15 protein-coding genes and 2 pseudogenes are annotated in these 19,006 nt (G+C 59.9%); 14 read left to right on the top strand and 3 right to left on the bottom strand.

Annotated elements, in window-relative coordinates:
• Positions 1–155: 155 nt before the first annotated feature.
• Both ACMX25_RS05780 and ACMX25_RS05775 read left to right on the top strand, forming a co-directional pair.
• Positions 156–1,025: a fumarylacetoacetate hydrolase family protein gene (locus ACMX25_RS05780; protein ID WP_414948557.1), complete on the top strand. Its 870-nt coding sequence runs from the start codon at positions 156–158 to the stop codon at positions 1,023–1,025.
• A 487-nt stretch (positions 1,026–1,512) separates the two neighbouring features.
• Positions 1,513–4,299 carry an EAL domain-containing protein gene (locus tag ACMX25_RS05775; RefSeq protein ID WP_414948556.1) on the top strand — a complete coding sequence of 929 codons (2,787 nt, stop codon included), beginning with the start codon at positions 1,513–1,515 and terminating at the stop codon, positions 4,297–4,299.
• On the opposite strand, the gene ACMX25_RS05770 is transcribed toward ACMX25_RS05775, so the two are convergent.
• Complete coding sequence (locus ACMX25_RS05770) at positions 4,296–5,747, bottom strand: aminotransferase-like domain-containing protein (protein ID WP_414948555.1); 1,452 nt, start codon at positions 5,745–5,747, stop codon at positions 4,296–4,298. The genes ACMX25_RS05775 and ACMX25_RS05770 overlap by 4 nt on opposite strands.
• Before the next feature lie 270 nt (positions 5,748–6,017).
• On the opposite strand from ACMX25_RS05770, the gene ACMX25_RS05765 reads away from it, so the two are divergent.
• From ACMX25_RS05765 to ACMX25_RS05720, 10 genes and pseudogenes are all read left to right on the top strand, one after another.
• Positions 6,018–7,604, top strand: a complete 1,587-nt coding sequence (locus tag ACMX25_RS05765) for an EAL domain-containing protein (RefSeq protein WP_414948554.1) — start codon at positions 6,018–6,020, stop codon at positions 7,602–7,604.
• A 423-nt stretch (positions 7,605–8,027) separates the two neighbouring features.
• Positions 8,028–9,472 (top strand): annotated as a pseudogene (locus tag ACMX25_RS05760) (aminotransferase-like domain-containing protein).
• Between the two features lie 27 nt (positions 9,473–9,499).
• Positions 9,500–9,717: pseudogene (locus ACMX25_RS05755) on the top strand (hypothetical protein); the annotation flags it as partial.
• Positions 9,718–10,105: 388 nt separating this feature from the next.
• A complete protein-coding gene (locus ACMX25_RS05750) occupies positions 10,106–10,402 on the top strand; it encodes a hypothetical protein (protein WP_414948553.1) in 297 nt (98 codons plus the stop codon).
• Between the two features lie 524 nt (positions 10,403–10,926).
• A complete protein-coding gene (locus ACMX25_RS05745) occupies positions 10,927–11,796 on the top strand; it encodes a manganese catalase family protein (RefSeq protein ID WP_414948552.1) in 870 nt (289 codons plus the stop codon).
• Positions 11,797–11,864: 68 nt separating this feature from the next.
• Positions 11,865–12,068: a CsbD family protein gene (locus tag ACMX25_RS05740; protein ID WP_414948551.1), complete on the top strand. Its 204-nt coding sequence runs from the start codon at positions 11,865–11,867 to the stop codon at positions 12,066–12,068.
• Positions 12,069–12,207: 139 nt separating this feature from the next.
• The gene (locus tag ACMX25_RS05735; protein WP_414948550.1) at positions 12,208–12,492 is read left to right on the top strand and encodes a DUF6723 family protein; all 285 of its coding nucleotides are present in this window, start codon (positions 12,208–12,210) and stop codon (positions 12,490–12,492) included.
• 280 nt (positions 12,493–12,772) lie between these two features.
• Positions 12,773–13,207, top strand: a complete 435-nt coding sequence (locus tag ACMX25_RS05730) for an Hsp20/alpha crystallin family protein (protein ID WP_414948549.1) — start codon at positions 12,773–12,775, stop codon at positions 13,205–13,207.
• A 30-nt stretch (positions 13,208–13,237) separates the two neighbouring features.
• Entirely contained in the window at positions 13,238–13,645 is a 408-nt protein-coding gene (locus ACMX25_RS05725) for an Hsp20/alpha crystallin family protein (RefSeq protein ID WP_414948548.1), read from the top strand.
• A gap of 598 nt (positions 13,646–14,243) precedes the next feature.
• Positions 14,244–14,432, top strand: a complete 189-nt coding sequence (locus ACMX25_RS05720) for a hypothetical protein (protein ID WP_414948547.1) — start codon at positions 14,244–14,246, stop codon at positions 14,430–14,432.
• A 187-nt stretch (positions 14,433–14,619) separates the two neighbouring features.
• Here ACMX25_RS05720 and ACMX25_RS05715 read toward each other — a convergent pair whose 3' ends face one another.
• Positions 14,620–15,948 carry an NAD(P)/FAD-dependent oxidoreductase gene (locus ACMX25_RS05715; protein WP_414948546.1) on the bottom strand — a complete coding sequence of 443 codons (1,329 nt, stop codon included), beginning with the start codon at positions 15,946–15,948 and terminating at the stop codon, positions 14,620–14,622.
• A gap of 283 nt (positions 15,949–16,231) precedes the next feature.
• Between ACMX25_RS05715 and ACMX25_RS05710 the strand changes: the two genes are divergently transcribed.
• The gene (locus ACMX25_RS05710; protein ID WP_414948545.1) at positions 16,232–16,891 is read left to right on the top strand and encodes a carbonic anhydrase; all 660 of its coding nucleotides are present in this window, start codon (positions 16,232–16,234) and stop codon (positions 16,889–16,891) included.
• 26 nt (positions 16,892–16,917) lie between these two features.
• Here ACMX25_RS05710 and ACMX25_RS05705 read toward each other — a convergent pair whose 3' ends face one another.
• Positions 16,918–17,805, bottom strand: a complete 888-nt coding sequence (locus ACMX25_RS05705) for a LysR family transcriptional regulator (RefSeq protein ID WP_414948544.1) — start codon at positions 17,803–17,805, stop codon at positions 16,918–16,920.
• A gap of 104 nt (positions 17,806–17,909) precedes the next feature.
• Here ACMX25_RS05705 and ACMX25_RS05700 point away from each other — a divergent pair, with 104 nt between their 5' ends.
• A complete protein-coding gene (locus ACMX25_RS05700) occupies positions 17,910–18,755 on the top strand; it encodes a phytanoyl-CoA dioxygenase family protein (RefSeq protein WP_414948543.1) in 846 nt (281 codons plus the stop codon).
• The last annotated feature ends 251 nt before the right edge of the window (positions 18,756–19,006 follow it).

Genomic DNA, 19,006 nt, shown 5'->3' with positions numbered 1-19,006 from the left:
AATCTCCAATCCATTCATTAGCAAAGTCGAATAGCTCGACGCACGGGATCCCCTTACTCTCGTCGTACTTTGTGTCGCTTACTTTGTGTGACCGACTTAAGCCTTCTCAGACGCTCCCCGCGCGGTGCGTCCACGGGCTGGATCCTGGAGAGCAAATGAAACTGTTGAGTTTTGAGCATGCGGGTGAACAAAGCTGGGGCTTGCTGAACGAGCGTGGCATCGTCGATCTCGGCGCGTTGTCCGGGGGGCGCGTGCCGACGCTGCGCGCGGCGCTGGCGTCTAATTCGCTGGTTGAACTCGCGCGGCAGGCTGAGGGGCGCGCGGCAGATCTCGCGTTCGACGAAGTGCGTCACCTGCCGGTGATCACCGAGCCGCAGAAGATTTTTTGTATCGGGCTCAATTATGAAGCGCATCGCGTCGAGGCGAACCGGCCGAAGACTGGACAGCCGGCGATTTTTGTACGCACCCCAACGTCGCAAGTCGGGCACGGCGAGCCGCTGATCGTCCCGGACGAGTCAGCTTCTCTGGATTACGAAGGAGAACTGGCGATCGTAATCGGCAACAGCGCCGGCCGTAGCGGGCGCAGGATCGCTGAAGCCGATGCCTGGTCATTTATCGCCGGTTATGCTGCTTACAACGATGGTTCGGTACGCGAGTGGCAGCAGCATACAACGCAATGGACACCTGGTAAAAACTTCGATGCTACGGCCGCCTTTGGACCGTGGCTCGTGACGCGTGACGAGGTCCCCGATGACGCGGAAATCAGCGTCGTCACGCGACTGAACGGCGAAGAAATGCAGCGCGGCACGACGCACATGATGATCTTCAACATTCCGTATCTGATCTCGTACATCTCACGTTTCGCGACATTGACGCCAGGTGACGTGATCGTGACCGGCACGCCTGGCGGCGTCGGATTCAAGCGCCAGCCGCCCGTCTTTCTGAAGCCCGGCGATACAATCGAAGTTTATATCGAAGGGATCGGAACGCTAACAAATCCAGTCGTTGCCGACACGCCCCGTTAGGGTCAAGCTCACATCGACCGCCTCCGGAAAAACGGCCAGTGCCCTACTGTTGAATCGATTTATTCAAACAAGTAAACGGCAAAAGCGCCAGGACTTAAGCAGCGACGACGAGTAAAGGCGGTCGAGATGATCGCCGGTGAACCGGATAGGCTGCCTGGCAGTATTCGGCCAAGACGGTTCGCCATCGGAATGACCCATGTCTCCCCCTCCGGCCCAGCTAACTGCCGGGCTTTTGTCTTATCCCCGCCGCCTATGTTCCGTCACACGTTCCGGCAGGTTTGGACAGCGCACGTGAACGGAACGCACTGATCCGCTTTTTTTCGGTGGATGTGATACTCGTTTCCTGAAAAGATCTCAGTCATAGTCCCCCCTTCGCCGACCGTGCGCTTCCTCGGCGAAACCTCAGGCCGCAAACACTCGCTGCAGCGCAGACGCGTTCCTGCTCGTTCCCCGCCCGTTTTCGTTTGAACAGATCTTCGTCATGCTCATGAGACGCCTCATTGCTACGCTCGCAGCAGAATCTGGCGTCAAGCATGCCACTATCGAGCGGGCGGTCCACTTTCTATCGCGAGCAAAGCTCCTGCGCGCCGCGCGAAGGGGCCTGCGTCGCGGCGAGTTCTACGTCGTGTACCAGCCCATCTTCGACGTCAACACCTCCGCGTGCGTCGGTGTCGAGGCATTGGTCCGATGGCGTAACGATACCTTCGGCGGAGCAGGCCCTGATCATTTCATCGTGCATCTCGAGCGCACCTCGCTGATCGGTCCGTTGACCCGCTTTGTACTGCGCCAGGCAAGCATCGATATCAGGCAGACGCCGGGCGTCGATCACTGGCACATTTCCGTGAATATCTGCGCGCGACATTTGGCGAGCAGGGGTTTTGTCGATGACATCCGGCAGGCCGCGGGAACGATGCTTAACCGCACCGTTCTGGAAATCACCGAGCGCAGTTGCGCCGCGCGCACGCCGCAAGTCCGCGCGGCATTGCATACTCTGAAGCAGGCCGGTGTACTCCTGTCTCTCGACGATTTCGGCACCGGCTTTAGTAACCTGGACCTTCTCGGCGATTTCAATTTTGATCTCGTCAAGGTGGACCGTCGGTACCTCGTGACCGACGACGAGAATCGCCCAGCTTTTCTTAAGGCGGTCGCCAACCTCGTGCACTCGCTCGGCGCGAAGGTGGTAGTGGAAGGCGTGGAGACCGCCGAACAACATCGCTCCGTGCGACAGTCGGGCATCGATCTGGCACAGGGGTATCGGTATGGAATGCCAATGACAATCAAACAATTGCGGGAGTTTGCATCCGCCGAAACGATGCAGCGCCAGCTCGTGGCGACGCAGGAGAACGGCGTGCCCGTCGTACCTGAAAATACCGCGAGCGCCGCCGATGAACGATATCGGGAATCGGTCATCGGTGCGACGCGGCTGCTCGAGAGCGGCGCGGAGGAGGTCCTGGACCGGATCACCCGCATTGCGTCGCGCGCGCTGAGAATGCCGATTGCCGCGGTGTCGGTTCTGCACGAGCAAACTCAGACATTCAAGGCATCGGTCGGACTCGACATCCAGAGCACGCCGCGTCATATCGCGTTCTGCCAGCGGGCGCTTGACCTCGATCGCCTGCTGGTCGTTCGCGACGCACGCGCCCATCCGGACTTCACCGCCAACCCGCTCGTGACGGGCGCGCCGCGAATCCGCTTTTACGCGGGCATTCCGTTGCGAACGCTCTCTGGCATCGCGATCGGTACGCTGTGCGTGATGGACCGCGTGCCACGCCGCTTCTCATTCGAACAGCGCGAGATGTTGATGGATCTCGGCAGGATGATCGAACACGAACTGCGGCTTCGGGAGCTGGAAGAACCTTCGGGCCTGCCCATTCAACAGATTATCGAGCGGCTTCAAAATCAGCACGCGCTCTATTTCGATACGTTCTACCAGGCCCCGGTCGCAATCGCCCATATTGGACGCGACTGGACGTGGCGGCGCATGAACGCGGCCTGCGTCAAACTGTTCGGCAACTCGCGTGAAAGCCTGACAGGGACGACGCTGCCCGAACTCCTCGATGAAACGGAACGCAACGCCCTGCAGCACGCCCTTACCGCCTTCGATGAACCGTATCACGCCGGCCTGACTATGGTGGAAGTCACGCTGCGCCTGCCTGACGGCCGCAAGAAGGGTGCGCGGGTGCAGATCGCACTGCAGCGTGATACCCAATCCCCCGACGACGAGCTTCTGTTCGTCTTTCACGACGCCCACGCCGAGCAACAGGAACGTGAAGCTGGCCTTCATCAGGCCGCGCAATCGGCTTCGGACGATCTGCGAAATTCCTATGGGCAGCTTGCGGACACCGCGCAGCAGCTGGTCAGCCGTCGCTTCGATCTGCGCGCCTTCGCAGACAATTTGCCGGTGCTGGTAGCCTACGTTGATAGCGAGCGGCGCTTCCGGTTTGCCAACTCCACTTACCGTGACTGGTTCGGGCTGGATCCCGAAGCAATCCTCGGGCGCACCGTGCGTGAAGTGCTCGACCCCGAGTATGTGGCGACTATCGAGCCGTACGTGCAGCGTGCGCTCGCGGGAGAGCGCGTCGAGTATGAGATCAGCGCAACCATCAACGGAACCCGGCGCGTGTTGCGCGGACTGCTGGTCCCAACCCACATTCAAGGACGCTCCGCCGGCGGCTACTACCTCCTTGTGCAGGACGTAACCGAGCGGCAGGCCCTGGTCGATCGCCTCCGGGATCTCGCCTTTCATGACGCCCTGACCGGGCTCCACAACCGGCGTGCGTTCCTGTCGAAACTCGATACTGCGTTGCGCGAGTGCCGCGACTGTCTCGCCGCCGTGATGTTCATCGATCTCGACGGCTTCAAGGCAGTCAACGACACCTACGGGCATCTGTCCGGCGACAGAGTGCTGGTCGAAGTCGCGGCGCGCATTCGCCACTGCGTGCGTGACAGCGATGTGGTCGCGCGTCTTGCCGGCGATGAATTCACCGTCCTGCTCACCGGCAGCGGGTCCGACAAACACGCGATCGCGGGCATTGCACAAGTCATTTTGCAAACGATCGGCCAGCCGATGCGAATCGACGGAAGGGCCATCCAGTTGTCAGCCAGCATTGGCGTCCTCGTACCCGAATCGAGCGCGACGCTGTCGAGCGAAGTCCTGCTGAAGGCTGCGGACGATGCGATGTATCGCGCCAAGCAGGCAGGTAAAGGACGTTTCGTCATGCAGGAGATTTCCGCGCTGGACGCGCCTTTGGCTGCCGCATCGTCCGGCCGCTAGAACGGCTGTGCGGGTCCGGCGAGGCTCGCGGATACAAGCGCCTCGTCCTGAGCGAGCTCGCCGAGGGTGGCCATCGCGCGCTCTATTTCCGGGGACCACGGATACCCGTAGTTCAGCCGGATGTGATGACGAAATTCACCGCTGGCTGAAAACATGGGCCCGGGCGCGACGCTGATCCCCCGCTCGAGCGCCGCTTCGAACAGGCGTAGCGAATCGACCTGGCGCGGCAGCTCTACCCACGTGAAGTAACCGCCGTCTGGGTGAGTCGCCATGCTTTGCGCGGGAAAATACCGGTCGATGGCACTCAGCATGGCCGCCTGCTGAGCCGCCAGGTCGCGGCGAAGCTTGCGCAGAAACCGGTCGTAGCCGCCATGCTCGAGGTAGTCGGCTATCGCGCGTTGCGCCGGGACGCTAGCCGATAGCGTCGTCATCCACTTCGCGCGCTCGAGCCGTTCCGCGAATCGTCCGGCCGCCGCCCAGCCGATTCGATAACCGGGTGCGAGGCTCTTCGAGAACGATCCACAATGCAGCACGAGTCCTCGCCGGTCGAAAAATTTCGCCGGGCGGTTCGGCAACGGTCCAAAACGCAGCTCGCTGTACACGTCGTCTTCGATAAGCGGTACTTCGTACTTCGCGAGCAAGGCGACCAGCGCCTGCTTTTTTGTGTTGGAGAGCGTCGCGCCTGTCGGGTTCTGAAACGCGGTCATGAACCAGCACGCGCGGATCGGATGGCGGTCGAGCGCCTGCGCGAGCGCCTCCATGTCGTGACCTTCCACAGGGTCGACAGGGATTTCCACCACCTTCAGCTGAAGCCGCTGGATCGCCTGGAGCGCCGCGTAAAACGTAGGCTTTTCGATGACGATTTCATCGCCTGCGCGAGTAAGAACCTGAAGGCTCAGCGTCAACGCATCGAGTGCGCCGCTCGTGATGATGATTTCATCGACATGCACCACCATCCCGGCCATCAGGTAGCGCAGTGCTATCTGACGACGCAATGCGTCATCGCCAGGCGGCAGCGCGGCCACCATTTTTGCGAGATCAGTCGAACGATTGACCAATGCGCACGACTTTCCAAGACGTTGCATCGGAAAGACCGCGGGACTCATGAATGCCGAGCCGAGTGCCACGGTACGCGTGTCCCTGGTCGAGTGGAGCACTTCGAACACGAGCTCACTGATGTTGACGGATTTCGATGGTTCATTCGGCGTCGAGGCTGCTCCATGCAGGGGAGCGCCAGGAGCGGCCGCCGAGACGAAATAGCCCGAGCGTGGCCGCGCCACGACCAAGCCCTGCCTTTCGAGCATGTAATACGCGCGAAACACGGTGGATGGACTGACGCCATAAGCGTCGCACGCAGCGCGAACCGCGGGGATGCGCGCGCCCGGCGGCAGGTCGCCGCGCTTTATCAGGTCGCCGATTTGTGAGGCCAGCCGCTCATAACGTTTCATCTTCGGCTCCCATGCAAGACGTGCTGCATGACTTAATCGACAGGCTCTACCTGATGCAACCCGTTGTCAACGCTCGCCGGTAGCGCTTTCCAGAAAGCGTCTGATACGTCTTTTTTGGACGAATCTGCCCCTGTCGCCGTACGTCGTTCACTGGCAAAGTGCGCTTCCATTCCCATCGCCGAATTTTATCGGAGGAGTCGCCAGCGCTTATCAGGCGCAGTCGCGCTTCGACCGTTCCAGGCCCACGTAATTTGCGAAGAAGAGACATTCATGTCGTTGGGTCTTGTAGGGAAACATTCGAAGCGTCGCGCTGTCGAGCCGCGGCGTTTCGATTTCATTCGCTGGACAGTTATCCTTCTGCTGGCCGTCGCAAGGCTATCGCTCGCACGCGCGGACACAGGCGCGGGCTCTTACACCGGCACGAACGCCGAACACAGCTATTCCGGCATCATTGGCCAACTGCCGAAGACGTTCGGCGAACCCGCGCCCGCAGTCGAGACGTCCGTCCGGTTTGGCGCGGCGTGCGCACTGCCAATCTCGCTTCCCCTGATTCCGGCCTCGCTTGCGGGTCCTGACGCGAGTCCGCTATTTCCCCTCACCCGTGTGTGCGACTCGCTGCTTGATGCGTTCGGCGAGGGCAGCGAAAACATGGTAAGCAGCGCTAGCGGACCTTCGCTTGCAAGGCTCGAATGGAGCGCTCCGTCGCAGACCTTTCTCTTCAAGCTAGAGTCCCCCCTTGACTCTTCCGACTCCGGATGGTCGCCCGGCGACAATGAGAACGCCGTCGCCCATGCAGAGGGCCGGCCAGAGGACCGGACAGTTGAGCTCGCCGAAGACACGTCGACAGCGGATGACAGCACTTGCTCGACGAGCCCGCCATGCAATGCCCGTCCTTCCCCGTCGATTAGCCAGAACAAAGCCCCCACGGCTGAGCGCATCGGGTTCGCCACGCCTTCCGTCACAGCCGGGTCTAATGCGTTGGTGCGCGTCTGGAGTCGTCTGCGCTGGCCGCTTCTGCTGGCGCTCATTGCTGCCGTGGGATGGCTGCTGTTCAAACGCTGGACCCGCTACGACTTGGCGCTGATACGCGCAGCGCGAGCTGGACTCAAGCGTCACGAGTTTCATCTCGAATATCAACCCGTGGTGAGCTTGAGACAAGGCAGGTGCGTGGGCACCGAGGCGTTGCTGCGATGGGACAACTCGGCATTCGGCTCACTGGGCCCCGACCACTACATGCCATACATCGAGAAAAGCAGTCTGGTCGGGCGGTTGACGCAATTCGTACTGTCGACTGCTACGCGTGAGATAAGCGCGATCCCGGACGCGAGGTCGCTTTATGTGAGCCTCAACATGTCCGCGGCGCAACTGCTAAGCGTGGAGTTCATGGAAGATCTCCGCAATACGATTCGTGCCAGCGAGCCCACGGTGATACTCGAACTCGATAAAGACGAGGTCACGGAAATGGGACCGCAACTGGCGCGAGTCATGACAAGTGCTCGCGCACTAGGCGTGCAATTCGCACTCGCAGGAATCGGTGCGCCTTTCACCGATCTTCGCTCGTATTCACAAATGAACTTCGAGATGGTCAAGGTAAGCCAGGGCATCTTCGAGCTCACTCCCTACGAGCGATCGCGTTACTTTGAATCGATTATCGGCATGGCGCACCGTCTTGATGTGATGGTCGTAGTGGAGGGCGTGGAAACGGCAGCGCAGCATGCCGCCGTGCGCACGACACAAGCGGAATTCGGTCAGGGATTTTTTTATGGCCGAGCGCTCAAGATTGCCCGTCTCGCGGCATTTCTTGCCGACGGCGGTGGCGCCGCCATCCTTGCATGGCGCATCAGGAAATATTCGTAGAGCGAGCGCCCGGCGCGTGAGGCCGATGTCAGTCGCAACGCGTTGTCGTGGGGGGATTCCAACCACGCCATTCCCGGGCCGGGGAGCTTGATGAAACAAGCCCGGCGCTCGGCACAAATAATCTGATCCGCCGATTCTTGGCTCAACTGATCCTTCTAAATTTCCTCACGCACGGGCATTGTCTGGGTTTTGTTCACCAAAGGGACAGTTTAGGCATTCGAGGGAACGGCCTGAATCAGACGCCGACAACCGGTCGGCAGCTCGCACGGCGTCACAACAAACGCGGCGCAAAAGAATCCGCGTACCGCATCTGCAGCGTACGGCACCCCCGTTGCTCACGCGATGTTGGCAAGCGCGCAAATAGCATGACTCACGAAGGCGCAGCATGATAGGTACGCAAGCAATACAAGGACCGCTTCTGGCATGAAGCGCTATCAAGAACTCGCGTCTCAGATCGAAGGACTGATAGAAAGTGGAGTGCTGAAGCCACGCATGCGGCTGCCGTCCGTGCGTCAGGCAAGCCGTTCATACGGCATCAGTCCGTCAACGGTATTCCAGGCGTATTACGCACTGGAGCGACGCTGCCTGGTCGTGGCGCGGCCCCGCTCAGGCTATTTTGTCAATTGCCGGCAGCCATCAGACCTCCGCCCGGCGCCCATCCTCGCGCACAGCGCAGCCGCGCAAACCTCCAGCCTGACGCATCGCTTCATGCAGGCACTGCAAGATTGCGACAATGCTGCCCTTGCCTCCCCTTGGCCGAACCCGGAGCTCTTTCCGTTGGGCCGGTTGGCCCGCTCGCTGAACAGGGCGGCCCGAAACATGGATCGCGGCGAAAATCCCGCGCCCGTGCCGATTGGTGAAGAATGCCTGCGCCGCCAGATCGCACGGCGCTATCTCACCATGGGCATGGTGGTACCCATCGACGAAATCATCATCACGAGCGGCGCGCTCGATGCATTGACGCTAAGCCTGCAAACACTCACCCGCCCCGGCGATATCGTCGCTATAGGACACCCGACCTTTTACGGCGCGCTTAGCGCGATCGAGCGCCTTCACCTGAAGGTCGTGGAGATACCTGTCGACTCGCACGAAGGGCTCGATCTCGACGTACTGGCTGAGGCCCTTGGGCGGAATCCCATCCGCGTCTGCTGGTTCATGACGTCGCTTCAAAACCCAACGGTGTGTCCTTGCCGGATGACAAGAAAAAAGCGCTGATCGAATTGCTCGCTGCGCATGACGTGCCATTGATCGAGGACGACGTGTATAGCGAACTGCATTTCGGGTCGACCCCCACTCATCCCGTCAAACGATTTGACCGCAACAATCTTGTGTTGCACTGCGGCTCGTTCTCCAAATGTCTCGCCCCAAGATACCGGATCGGCTGGGTCGCAGCGGGTCGCTTTGCCCCGTGGATCGCGCGCGCACGATCGACCGCCGCATTGTCGGCATCGGTGCCGGCGCAGCTCGCCATCGCAGACTATCTCGAACACGGCGGTTATGACCGTTTCTTGCGCAAGCTGCGTGTGGATCTCATGCGTCTTCAGGCCCAGATGCTGCGAGCCATACGCGACTATTTCCCGCGGGGCACGTCGCTTGTGAGACCGGACGGAGGTTATTTTTTGTGGGTTGAATTGCCTCCGCATGTCGACTCAGTACATCTGTTCGAAGCCGCTGCGGCACACGGCATTGCGATCGCACCCGGACCCATTTTTTCAGCGACGGGAGATTTGCGGCGCTACATCAGGCTCAACTACGGGCATCCGTGGACGCCTGCTATCGAGACCGCCATGCGCACGCTGGGAGCACTGGCCTGCCGTGCCGGCTCATCGTCAGGACAGCGTACCGCCTTCCAGCAGACCAACGGTTAGAACGATAAGGATCGAACGCTCTTCTCCAGGCTGCGGCCGTTTCGGACGAGACGCGTTATGTATCGGCCCATCGAACGAATCAACCAGCCGATGCCAGGGTTCAAGGATTTCCACTGCGCGCGCGCCATTTAAGTGGGATCGAATGAATGCACATGATCAGAAAGGCAGTCGATGGCCTCTTAAAGTACAACGATCAATCGTGCTGCCGTGGTGACCGGCGAGTGCTCGGCCGAGCCATGTCGTAGAAGACATCACGCCTCGGCACAAGATAAAAGTTCAACCGGGGAACAACCCTGTGGCATGGGGCCGGAAGGAATGTGTGGCAGATACCCCCGTTGACATTCGGTAGCGATGACCGGACCCGGTCGGGGATGGGTGCGCGCCAGGAGTGCAGTGCAAATGAAGTTTTCTTGTCAGGGGCGCTTCACCGCCCCGCCCGCTTGCATATGCGCTGCGAATCGAAAAAGGGTCAAGTCAAGCAGCCCGCGGCCCACTGCAAGCGTCCAAAAGCTGATTTTCTCCCTGGAGCCATCATCTAGCCTGGTGTTCTCCCGGTAACTGGTACGCCGTTTGCACTCATCGTAAAGACATGGACGGCGGCGATCTGCCGTCTTCATCTGCAAGGAGAGAGAAATGGAACCGATGAAGCCCATGCAACCTATGAAACCGATGGAGCCCATGCCCGCCATGGAAAAATGGTGGCCTGACGAATTGGGTCACGCGTCTGCTAGCGGTTCGCAAAACGGCGTGCGCTACGCGTTTTTCCCGGACAAACAGCGCTTGCTGATCGAAGAGAATGGCGAGCTTCGTACCTATGACAGTGGCGATCATCGAATTAGCGGGGTATCTCAGCAGCAGAGCCACGGACACTCGCTGGCGTTCACGAGCCAGTCTGGCGTCGTCGACCTAGACGAGTTGAAGCAGGTTTGATTGCATACCACGACTCGTAGCTCGCGATTGTTCTCAGAGCAAGCTGCGCGAGACAAGGTGGAACACTGCAAGCACCCGGCATCGGAAAACGCCCTGGGGCCTGCTCAGGACAATAATCCCGTCCCTCCAGGCTCGACTGCCGGGTAAAGGGTGCCGTTCCAGGGTCGATCCCCCGGTGGATCAACAAGCAACGAACGGCAACATACGACCCTGGACAACGACACGGTCTCGAGTCGTCACGGACTCCGGATATGCAGTGCTCCTTAACATTGTGTTCCCAATCAAGAAAAGAGACTTGCATTCTTTAACGCCTCCCTCTGGCACGGCGAATGCACAGCGAGAGTTGCGGTTCATCTTATCGGCGGGTTCTCCGCCACGACGCCGGGGGAGCTCTCTTCCCCGAGACCTGGACAGCGGACCTTGTCCGTTCTTCGCCATCGCGTTCTTCGCATCGGTTTGTCCGGGCTACTTGGTTTGCTCACTCAACTGGCTCTAACCTAGCCCGTCTTTAATGGAGGAAATTTATGTTCGTTCATAACAAACGCCTGCAATACACCGTTCGTGTGGCGGCTCCGAACCCCGGCCTTGCCAATTTGCTGCTTGAGCAGTTCGGGGGTCCACAGGGCGAGCTTGCCGCGGCATGCCGCTATTTCACGCAGGCTGTCAGTGAAGACGATCCGGGCCGAAAAGACATGCTCTTCGACATCGCGACGGAAGAGCTGAGTCACCTTGAAATTATTGGCTCTATCGTTGCAATGTTGAACAAGGGTGCGAAGGGGCAGCTCGCGGAAGCAGTCGAATCCGAAGCTGAGCTTTACCGTTCGCTCACTGGTGGCGGCAACGACTCCCACACCACGGCTTTGTTGCACGGTGGCGGCCCGGCTCTGACCAATTCGGCCGGTGTTCCATGGACGGCCGCTTACATCGACACGATCGGCGAGCCGACGGCCGACCTGCGCTCCAACATCGCTGCAGAAGCGCGGGCGAAGATTGTCTATGAGCGTCTCATCAACGTGACCGACGATCCTGGTATCAAGGACGCGCTAGGCTTTTTGATGACGCGGGAAATCGCGCATCAAAAGTCTTTTGAGAAGGCGCTGCACTCCATTCAACCGAACTTCCCGCAAGGCAAGCTGCCGGGCAACCCGGAATTCACCAGCGTCTACTTCAACATGTCAAAGGGCGAGGATGCTCGCGGACCGTGGAATGAAGGCGGCGACTGGAAGTTCGTTGAAGACCCGCAACCCGCGGTCGACGGTGGAGACGGACTGGCAATCGTCGGTGTCACTGAGGCAGACGTGGCTGTTCTGCAAGCGATGGCGTCGCGTACTGCATCTGATCCGACAGCCGATCTTAAAACCGGCGCTGACCTTGGCTCAGGTCAAGCAACCTAGCCAGGGTGCCGCGTGTCGTATTCCGGCACGCGGCTGGCCGTTTCGTACATTTCGTACTGGAGTCACCAATGGATAAAGAAAAGCTTAGCGGTGCGAAGGAACAGGTGAAAGGTGTAATCGATCTTGCGTTGGGCAAGCTCACTGGCAACGAAGATCTTGAGCTTCGCGGCCAGGTGGAAATCACAAACGGCTCGAACAAAAAAGATTTGGCCGACTTCAAGGACAACGTCGACAAAGGTGCTGACGACCCGGACAATCCATCCAATGAATAGCGCCTTTGTGCACGCTTCGCACGAGGCGCGCGACTCTGCCTAGACGGGCAGGTCATGACGCTTCAAGGCCGCCACATTGCGATTTTTCCGACTTTTGTTTACACACATGTATGCCTCAGTTCGTCCGCGGGAGGAACCAATGGGACAAGCTGGAAGAAAACCAAAAAATGTATTTGCTCCGCGAAACGCATTTACTCCGGCGCGTGCGGGCGAATACCTTGACGACTTCGCGGTCTACGCGACCTATCGAGTAGATCACGGCCGCTTTGTCGGCTCCATTAGAAAAACTGATGGCCGGCGCCTGTTCCCCTTTGACGGGTCCGGCACAATTGGGCCCTTTGACTCAAAGGAACAAGCGCTCAACGCGGCGGCGGAACTCGGCGCCAAAATAGTACAAGCCGATATCGCTAACCCTGAGCTGTGACTTGCGATGTCATCCGTACGCTCGGCCCGGTAGTCGGTCGGGTAGTCAGCCGCAGAATTTCACGGGAAGCTGCCATGTTTGGCCACATGTCACCGGTCGCATTCAGAAGCAAAAATAATTCATTCAGCCCCCTTGAAAATTTTTAGGCATTTCCTATTTTGGATTCGAAAGCAGCCGCGGTTTTCGCGCTGCGTGTTTCGATTGGTTTGTCAGAAACCTGGCAGACGAACTGGAGCGCGTATGCCGGTTCGCCTCCTGCCGCCTATGGGAGATTGCAGCCATGAGTGACCTTCTTTTTAATACCAGCCTGTTCGACGAGTTCGACCGTCTGCAACGCCAGATGTCGTCGGTGTTTGGTGGCCTGCCAACGAGTATCCGGGCCACGCGTTTGAGCACCTTCCCTCAGATCAACCTCGGCAGCACCGACGACTCGGTCGAGATCGTTGCGTTCGCTCCGGGCATTGATCCGGGCAAAATCGAAGTGACGATAGACAAGGGACTGCTCACCATCAGCGGCGAGCGTGCCGGCGTCGAAGCCCCTGCCGAGGGCCGCGCTTATGCGCAAGAGCGCTTCGCCGGGAGCTTTCGCCGTGCTATCGAGTTGCCGCGCGACGCCGATCCCGACAAGGTGAAGGCGCGCTATGCGAATGGATGCCTTGCCATCAGCGTGGGCAAACGGGAAACCTCGCGGCCGCGCACCATCGCGATCCAGTAATTAACCGCTGAAACATTCGAGGAGGACAGCATGAATACGTCAACTCAACTTGCAGAACGCAAGCCCGGCTCCCTTGCGCAGTTCAATGACGAAAATGCGCGAAAGGGACCCACCATCGCGCCGGCCGTCGATATCCATGAAGACGCTCATGGCATTACGTTGTGGGCCGATCTCCCGGGGGTGTCGCGCGATCGCTTGAATGTACACCTGCAGGATCGGACGCTCTTCATCGAAGGCGAGGTACTGATCGATACGCCGGACGGTCTGCGCCTGCACCATGCAGAGATTCGTGAACCGCGGTTTGCGCGGGCGTTTTCGCTGAGCTCAGACTTCGACTCGTCGAAGATCGAAGCCAATCTCGCCGATGGAGTGTTGAAGGTGAACATCCCGCGTCGAGAGGAGGCGAAACCGCGGCGGGTAGAAGTGAGCGTTGGATAAATGTCGAGGGGCGCCCGCCGGCGATCGCAGCGCCGGCGGGTGCTCAAATCAACGGGAAAGCTCTGTGGAATTCGACGCCGAGTGGAAAACTCCAGGCAAACATCGGGCACGACTGCACGCGACGCGTGGGTGCCCCGCTGAGTTGCTGAATACAGTAGCTGACGTCGCGCGTCTTGCAATCGAGAACAACATGAGCGCGCGTGCGCGACTCGTAGAGGCCGTTTATCGGGACCAAGAAAGGCATACGACATCTTCGTTGGGACCACCGTGCACGACGACGGGCGTTGTGCGGCGCAGTTGGAAGCAGCCGCGGAAGCAGGACGAAAAGCAGCACGAATCGTTTCGACCGGCGGCTTGTCCCGGGGCGGGGTGGCACGTAGCTGGCTAGCCGACGCAACGATGCGGTCGACTACGACGCGTCCAGCGCACAGCGCACAGCGCACAGCGCACAGCGGGATTAAACCGCAAGAAACGGAGTTTTTTTGGATGCGCGCGACGATAAGTTGAAGTCACTGCAGAGGACGCATCCCGTCAAGCGAAAAGCGAGTTGCTACCGGCAAGGTCAACGAAGGCAGATATCATCCACAGGAGTCCAATCATGTTGCCATTGCTTTCTTTTCATGCGTTGGTTGCGCATCGAGGGGACGGATTACGCCCGGAGCTGCTCGCCCTGCTTCAGCGAGATTCCCAGCCTCAGATGCCTCCTGCGGACGTCAGCCAACGACCCACGTCAATCCAGAAGGGCGCGGGAGCCGGACTCATCCCGGACGATCCCGCCGCCGATTAATGTTGGACCGCCCGAGCGGCAGTTCATCCTGATGATGTGGCTTCGGGCCTGACTAACCGTTTGTCATTAGAGCAACGCGATTGGACGCTCTTAGAATTGCAACGGCCGTTGATCAATACAGTTGAATCGTACTGGAGGTTCAATCTCCCGAAGTGGGCTACCGCGATAGCTCGCCCACCGCCTCAACTCACATCATTTCGGGGCTGTTCAGTTTCGTTCCATCGGAAAAGCGGGCCAGTTTGTAGGGACCGATGTCGAACTGCGGCGCCTCGTCCATTACCAGCCGGCTCACGAGCACGCCTGCGCCTGGCCCTAGTCCGAAGCCGTGTCCGCTAAAGCCTGATGCGATGACGAGACCGGGTTTCGCATTGACCTTCGAGATGACGGGGACGAGGTCCGGCGTCGTGTCGATCGCGCCCGCCCATGCGTGAGCGATCCGCAAGCCCGACAGCTCGGGAAACACGCTCGCCACGTTTTGCAGGGCTCGATCGAGCCATTCGGAATCAGGCCGGGGATCCAACACCCGTATTTCTTCGAACGGCGAGACGTCATCGTCGCGCCAGGCCGCGCTTGCCTCCGGTCCGTGGAAAAAGCTGGCGCCAACACGAATCTTCAGTTTTTTCTTCAGCTTGCTGCGGAACATGCTGCCGAACTTCACCGAGTGCCGCAGGTTTTGCGGCGCGAGTTCCACGCGTCCATGTCCGGGCACAGCGATGGTATAGCCGCCGTCCAGCCGTCGCCTCAACGCGAAGTCAGGCCCGGAGAAACAGCCTTCGATAACCCCCGGCGCCTCGGCGGTTCGCAACGCCGTTCCCATCACGTTGATGGTGGGCAGATCAATGCCGTGATGCCGGCAGAACAGCGCGCTCCAGGCGCCTCCCGCGAGAACGACCGTGTCGGCGGCGAGGCGGCCGCGCTCCGTCCAGATGCCGGAGACACGCCCCGCACTCGTATCGAGACTTCGTACCGCACAGTTCTGATACACCTTCGCGCCGAGACCTTGCGCGCCGCGAGCGATCGCAGGCGCTGCTTTCGACGGCTCGGCGCGGCCGTCCGAGGCTGACCACAGACCTCCAGCCCACTTTGCGCGTCCGGACGGAATGCGCGCTGCCAGTTCGCGCGCACTGAGGATTTCGCTGTTAAAGCCGACTTCCCGGGCGCGGGCAAGCCACGATTCCCATTGCGCGACGTCAGATTGATGCTCCGTGCCGTACAGGATGCCTGCTTTACGAAACCCAATGTCCTCGCCCAGTTCTTCGCTTAGTTCGCTCCAGCGCTTGAGGCTCTGCATCGCCAGTGGCAACTCATAGAGGTCGCGGTTTTGCTGACGCACCCAGCCCCAGTTGCGCCCCGACTGCTCGCAGCCGATTACGCCCTTTTCGAGCAGGGTCACCTGAACGCCACGTCGCGCCAGTTCGTACGCGGTGCTGACGCCAACGATACCGCCGCCTATCACCGCGACATCGCATCGTTCGGGAAAACCTTCGCTAACCGTGACTTCGTCGATCCTTAGCATGTCATAGCCGTTTATGCCGCTTCTCGTTGGGTTGCTGCAATCAAGACCTTCGGAAATGCGCGCCCGAAGCGCGATGTCCATCCGCAGATAATGGCTACGATTTTGGTATCTTCCACCGCTTCGCTGATAGGACGATCCTGTTGTATCTGAAGGGGATACGACGATGATCCTTGTCGATCGAAGTTCAGCCAACGCGCGATGTCGGCGATAATGTCGGCCACAGCGGCGCGACGGCGTATCAAACGGTCGTGCCAGCATCCGGCAATCGAATTGGGAGGACGCCATGCGTGACATTGTCGACGGCTTTCTGCGCTTCCAGCGCGAGGTCTATCCGCAACGCGCCGAGCTTTTCAGGCAGCTAGCAACGACGCAAAATCCGAAGGCACTGTTCGTCACCTGCTCGGACAGCCGCGTCGTGCCCGAACTGCTCACACAGCGCGAGCCGGGCGAGCTGTTCGTGATCCGCAACGCGGGCAACATCGTGCCGTCGTACGGTCCGGAACCGGGCGGCGTGTCGGCCACGGTCGAATATGCAGTCGCGGTGCTGGGCGTGCAGGACATCGTGGTCTGCGGCCACTCTGACTGCGGAGCGATGGGTGCGATTTCGCGCTGCACGTGTCTGGATCATTTGCCGGCGGTCGCGAACTGGCTGCGTCACTCGGACGCCGCGAAAGCGATCAATGCGGCGCATCAGTTCGACACGCCGCGCGCGAAGCTCGACGGCCTCGTGCGCGAAAACGTGATCGCGCAACTGGCGAACCTGCGCACGCATCCTTCGGTGGCCCTCGCGCTCGAACAGGGGCGCATGAACCTGCACGGCTGGGTCTACGACATCGAGACGGGTAACATCGATGCGCTCGACGGCACGACGCGAAGCTTCGTTCCGCTAGCTGCTTCGCCGACCACCGTCGCGGTGGCTGCGCGCAACGGCGGACGGATCTAGTGGGACAGGTTGAGGGCGGTCGTATTTCAGGGCCGCGCGGCAATCTCGCGCGCGAGCTCCACGAACGCGCTCAACACCGCAGGCGGCGATGGATTCGTCCACGCGAGCAGCAATTCGCTCACTGCATGGCGTTCGCGAAGCGGCCGATACACCACGTTATCCATGTGCACTCGCTGGACCGAAGCGGGCACCAGCGCAATGCCGAATCCCGAGCTCACGAGTCCAAGCGATGCATAGATCTGTCCCATTTCGAATAGCGGCGATGGCGTGAAGCCGCCCAGCGCGCAGAGCTGATTGATCATCGCGTGATAGTCGGGCGCGACATCCTTGCGATAGTTGATGACGCGCATGTTCGCGCAATCGACGATCGAAATGGTGTGTCTCGCGGCAAGCGGATTGTCCTTTGCAATGGCAATGACGAACGGCTCGCGGAGGATCATCGTGGATGCCAGGTTCGTCTCGGGCGGCACGGCGCGCACGAACGCGACATCGACTTCACCGCGCGCGAGCGCGTTGACCTGCTCGGCGGCCGTGAACCAGCGCAACTCGATGGATACATCGGGGAAACGCTGCTGGAACTCGCGAATGAGCGCGGGCAACAGCGTGTACGCAATATGTTCGAAGAAGCCGACCGCCAGGCGTCCAATCTCTCCGCGCGCCGCGCGCTGTGAGTCGATCACGGCAGCATCCGCCGATGCCAGAATGCGCTGGGCGCGATCCGCGAACACCATTCCTGCCGACGATAATGCCACGCGCTTGCCGCGCCGGTCGAACAGTTCCACGCCCAATTCTTCTTCGAGTTCGCGAATCTGGCGGCTCAGCGGCGGCTGCGCCATGTGCAGACGCTCGGCCGCTTTGGTGAAGTTCAGGGTTTGCGCGACCGCCAGAAAATAGCGCAGATGACGAAGCTCCATGTCATACCTTTAAGGTACTGAAAGCGAACTTATTATATCTTTTACATCGCTTCCCGATGCCACTACGATCGATCTTCAAACACATCAACAAGGAGATATGCATCGTGAAACTCAGTGACGCCCAACTGGCCGCTTATGCGCGCGATGGCTTCGTCGTTCTGCCGTCCTTGCTGTCCAGCGAGGAAGTGCAGGAAATGAAGCGCGACCTGAAGCGCATCCAGCAAATCGATACCGATCATCTGGTGCGCGAAAAAACCGGTGGCATTGCGAAGACGATCTATAAGGTGCACGAAACGCGGAGTCCGACGGCATCGCCGGTGTTTCATGCGCTATCGCGCGCGCCGCGTCTGCTCGAGCCGGCGCAGCAGTTATTGAACGACCCGGCGCTTTACATTCATCACACCAAGTGCAACCTGAAAACCGCCATCGATGGTTCGGTATGGCAATGGCATCAGGACTTCGGCACGTGGCACCTCGACGGCGTGCCGAATCCGGCGATGACCACCGCGCTCGTCATGCTCGATGAACCGACCGAAATGGGCGGCTGCCTGTACTTCATTCCCGGAAGTCACGAGCTCGGCTCGCTGCAACCCGCATTCGATGACGCGACCGGATACCGCTTTTACGTCGTGCCGAAGCCGACGATGCTCGAAGTTTTATCGACGCATCCCAAAGCGGTGCCGATCATGGGCTCGCCAGGAACGGTCGTGTTCTTCGATGCCAACATCGTGCATTCGTCGGGCCATAATCTTTCCGGCGACGACCGCTGGCAGGCGTATATCGTGTACAACCCGGTCGCGAACCGTCCCGCCAATGTCGAGAAGCCGCGTCCGGATTACGTCCGTTCGACTAACTTCGTGCCGTTGCAATTGGGTAGCGACGACATTCTGAACCAGCGGCATGCGGTGCACGACTATGCAAGCGGGTTAGACGTCAGTGCGGTGAAGTAAATGGTGGTCTGGCGGGCTGGTATGACGCTCGCCTGAGCGCAAGTATTCCAGCAAGGTGCGGGTCCCGGACGAGCGCGACCCGCTCAACGCCCGCGATGATATGTCCGAAACCAGACCATTGTGAACCAGACTGTTTTCGACGTTCGGCCTCTGCGCCACGCGTGCATTGCCTGACGCTGCATTCCCGCCGTCGGGTATGCAGCGTCTTCCACATCCACATAACAAGGCAAAAGATACTTAGACGAAACCTG

The sequence above is a fragment of the Caballeronia eucalypticola genome (assembly GCF_047608185.1).
Lineage (GTDB): Bacteria > Pseudomonadota > Gammaproteobacteria > Burkholderiales > Burkholderiaceae > Caballeronia.
Note: the sequence above shows the minus strand (reverse complement) of the source record. Positions and strands in the feature narration are given on the sequence as shown.

Coding starts and splice junctions, on each gene's coding strand:
- ACMX25_RS05780 (WP_414948557.1), top strand. CDS start 156: ATGAAACTGTTGAGTTTTGAGCATGCGGGTGAACAAAGCTGGGGCTTG.
- ACMX25_RS05775 (WP_414948556.1), top strand. CDS start 1,513: ATGAGACGCCTCATTGCTACGCTCGCAGCAGAATCTGGCGTCAAGCAT.
- ACMX25_RS05770 (WP_414948555.1), bottom strand. CDS start 5,747: ATGAAACGTTATGAGCGGCTGGCCTCACAAATCGGCGACCTGATAAAG.
- ACMX25_RS05765 (WP_414948554.1), top strand. CDS start 6,018: ATGTCGTTGGGTCTTGTAGGGAAACATTCGAAGCGTCGCGCTGTCGAG.
- ACMX25_RS05750 (WP_414948553.1), top strand. CDS start 10,106: ATGGAACCGATGAAGCCCATGCAACCTATGAAACCGATGGAGCCCATG.
- ACMX25_RS05745 (WP_414948552.1), top strand. CDS start 10,927: ATGTTCGTTCATAACAAACGCCTGCAATACACCGTTCGTGTGGCGGCT.
- ACMX25_RS05740 (WP_414948551.1), top strand. CDS start 11,865: ATGGATAAAGAAAAGCTTAGCGGTGCGAAGGAACAGGTGAAAGGTGTA.
- ACMX25_RS05735 (WP_414948550.1), top strand. CDS start 12,208: ATGGGACAAGCTGGAAGAAAACCAAAAAATGTATTTGCTCCGCGAAAC.
- ACMX25_RS05730 (WP_414948549.1), top strand. CDS start 12,773: ATGAGTGACCTTCTTTTTAATACCAGCCTGTTCGACGAGTTCGACCGT.
- ACMX25_RS05725 (WP_414948548.1), top strand. CDS start 13,238: ATGAATACGTCAACTCAACTTGCAGAACGCAAGCCCGGCTCCCTTGCG.
- ACMX25_RS05720 (WP_414948547.1), top strand. CDS start 14,244: ATGTTGCCATTGCTTTCTTTTCATGCGTTGGTTGCGCATCGAGGGGAC.
- ACMX25_RS05715 (WP_414948546.1), bottom strand. CDS start 15,948: ATGCTAAGGATCGACGAAGTCACGGTTAGCGAAGGTTTTCCCGAACGA.
- ACMX25_RS05710 (WP_414948545.1), top strand. CDS start 16,232: ATGCGTGACATTGTCGACGGCTTTCTGCGCTTCCAGCGCGAGGTCTAT.
- ACMX25_RS05705 (WP_414948544.1), bottom strand. CDS start 17,805: ATGGAGCTTCGTCATCTGCGCTATTTTCTGGCGGTCGCGCAAACCCTG.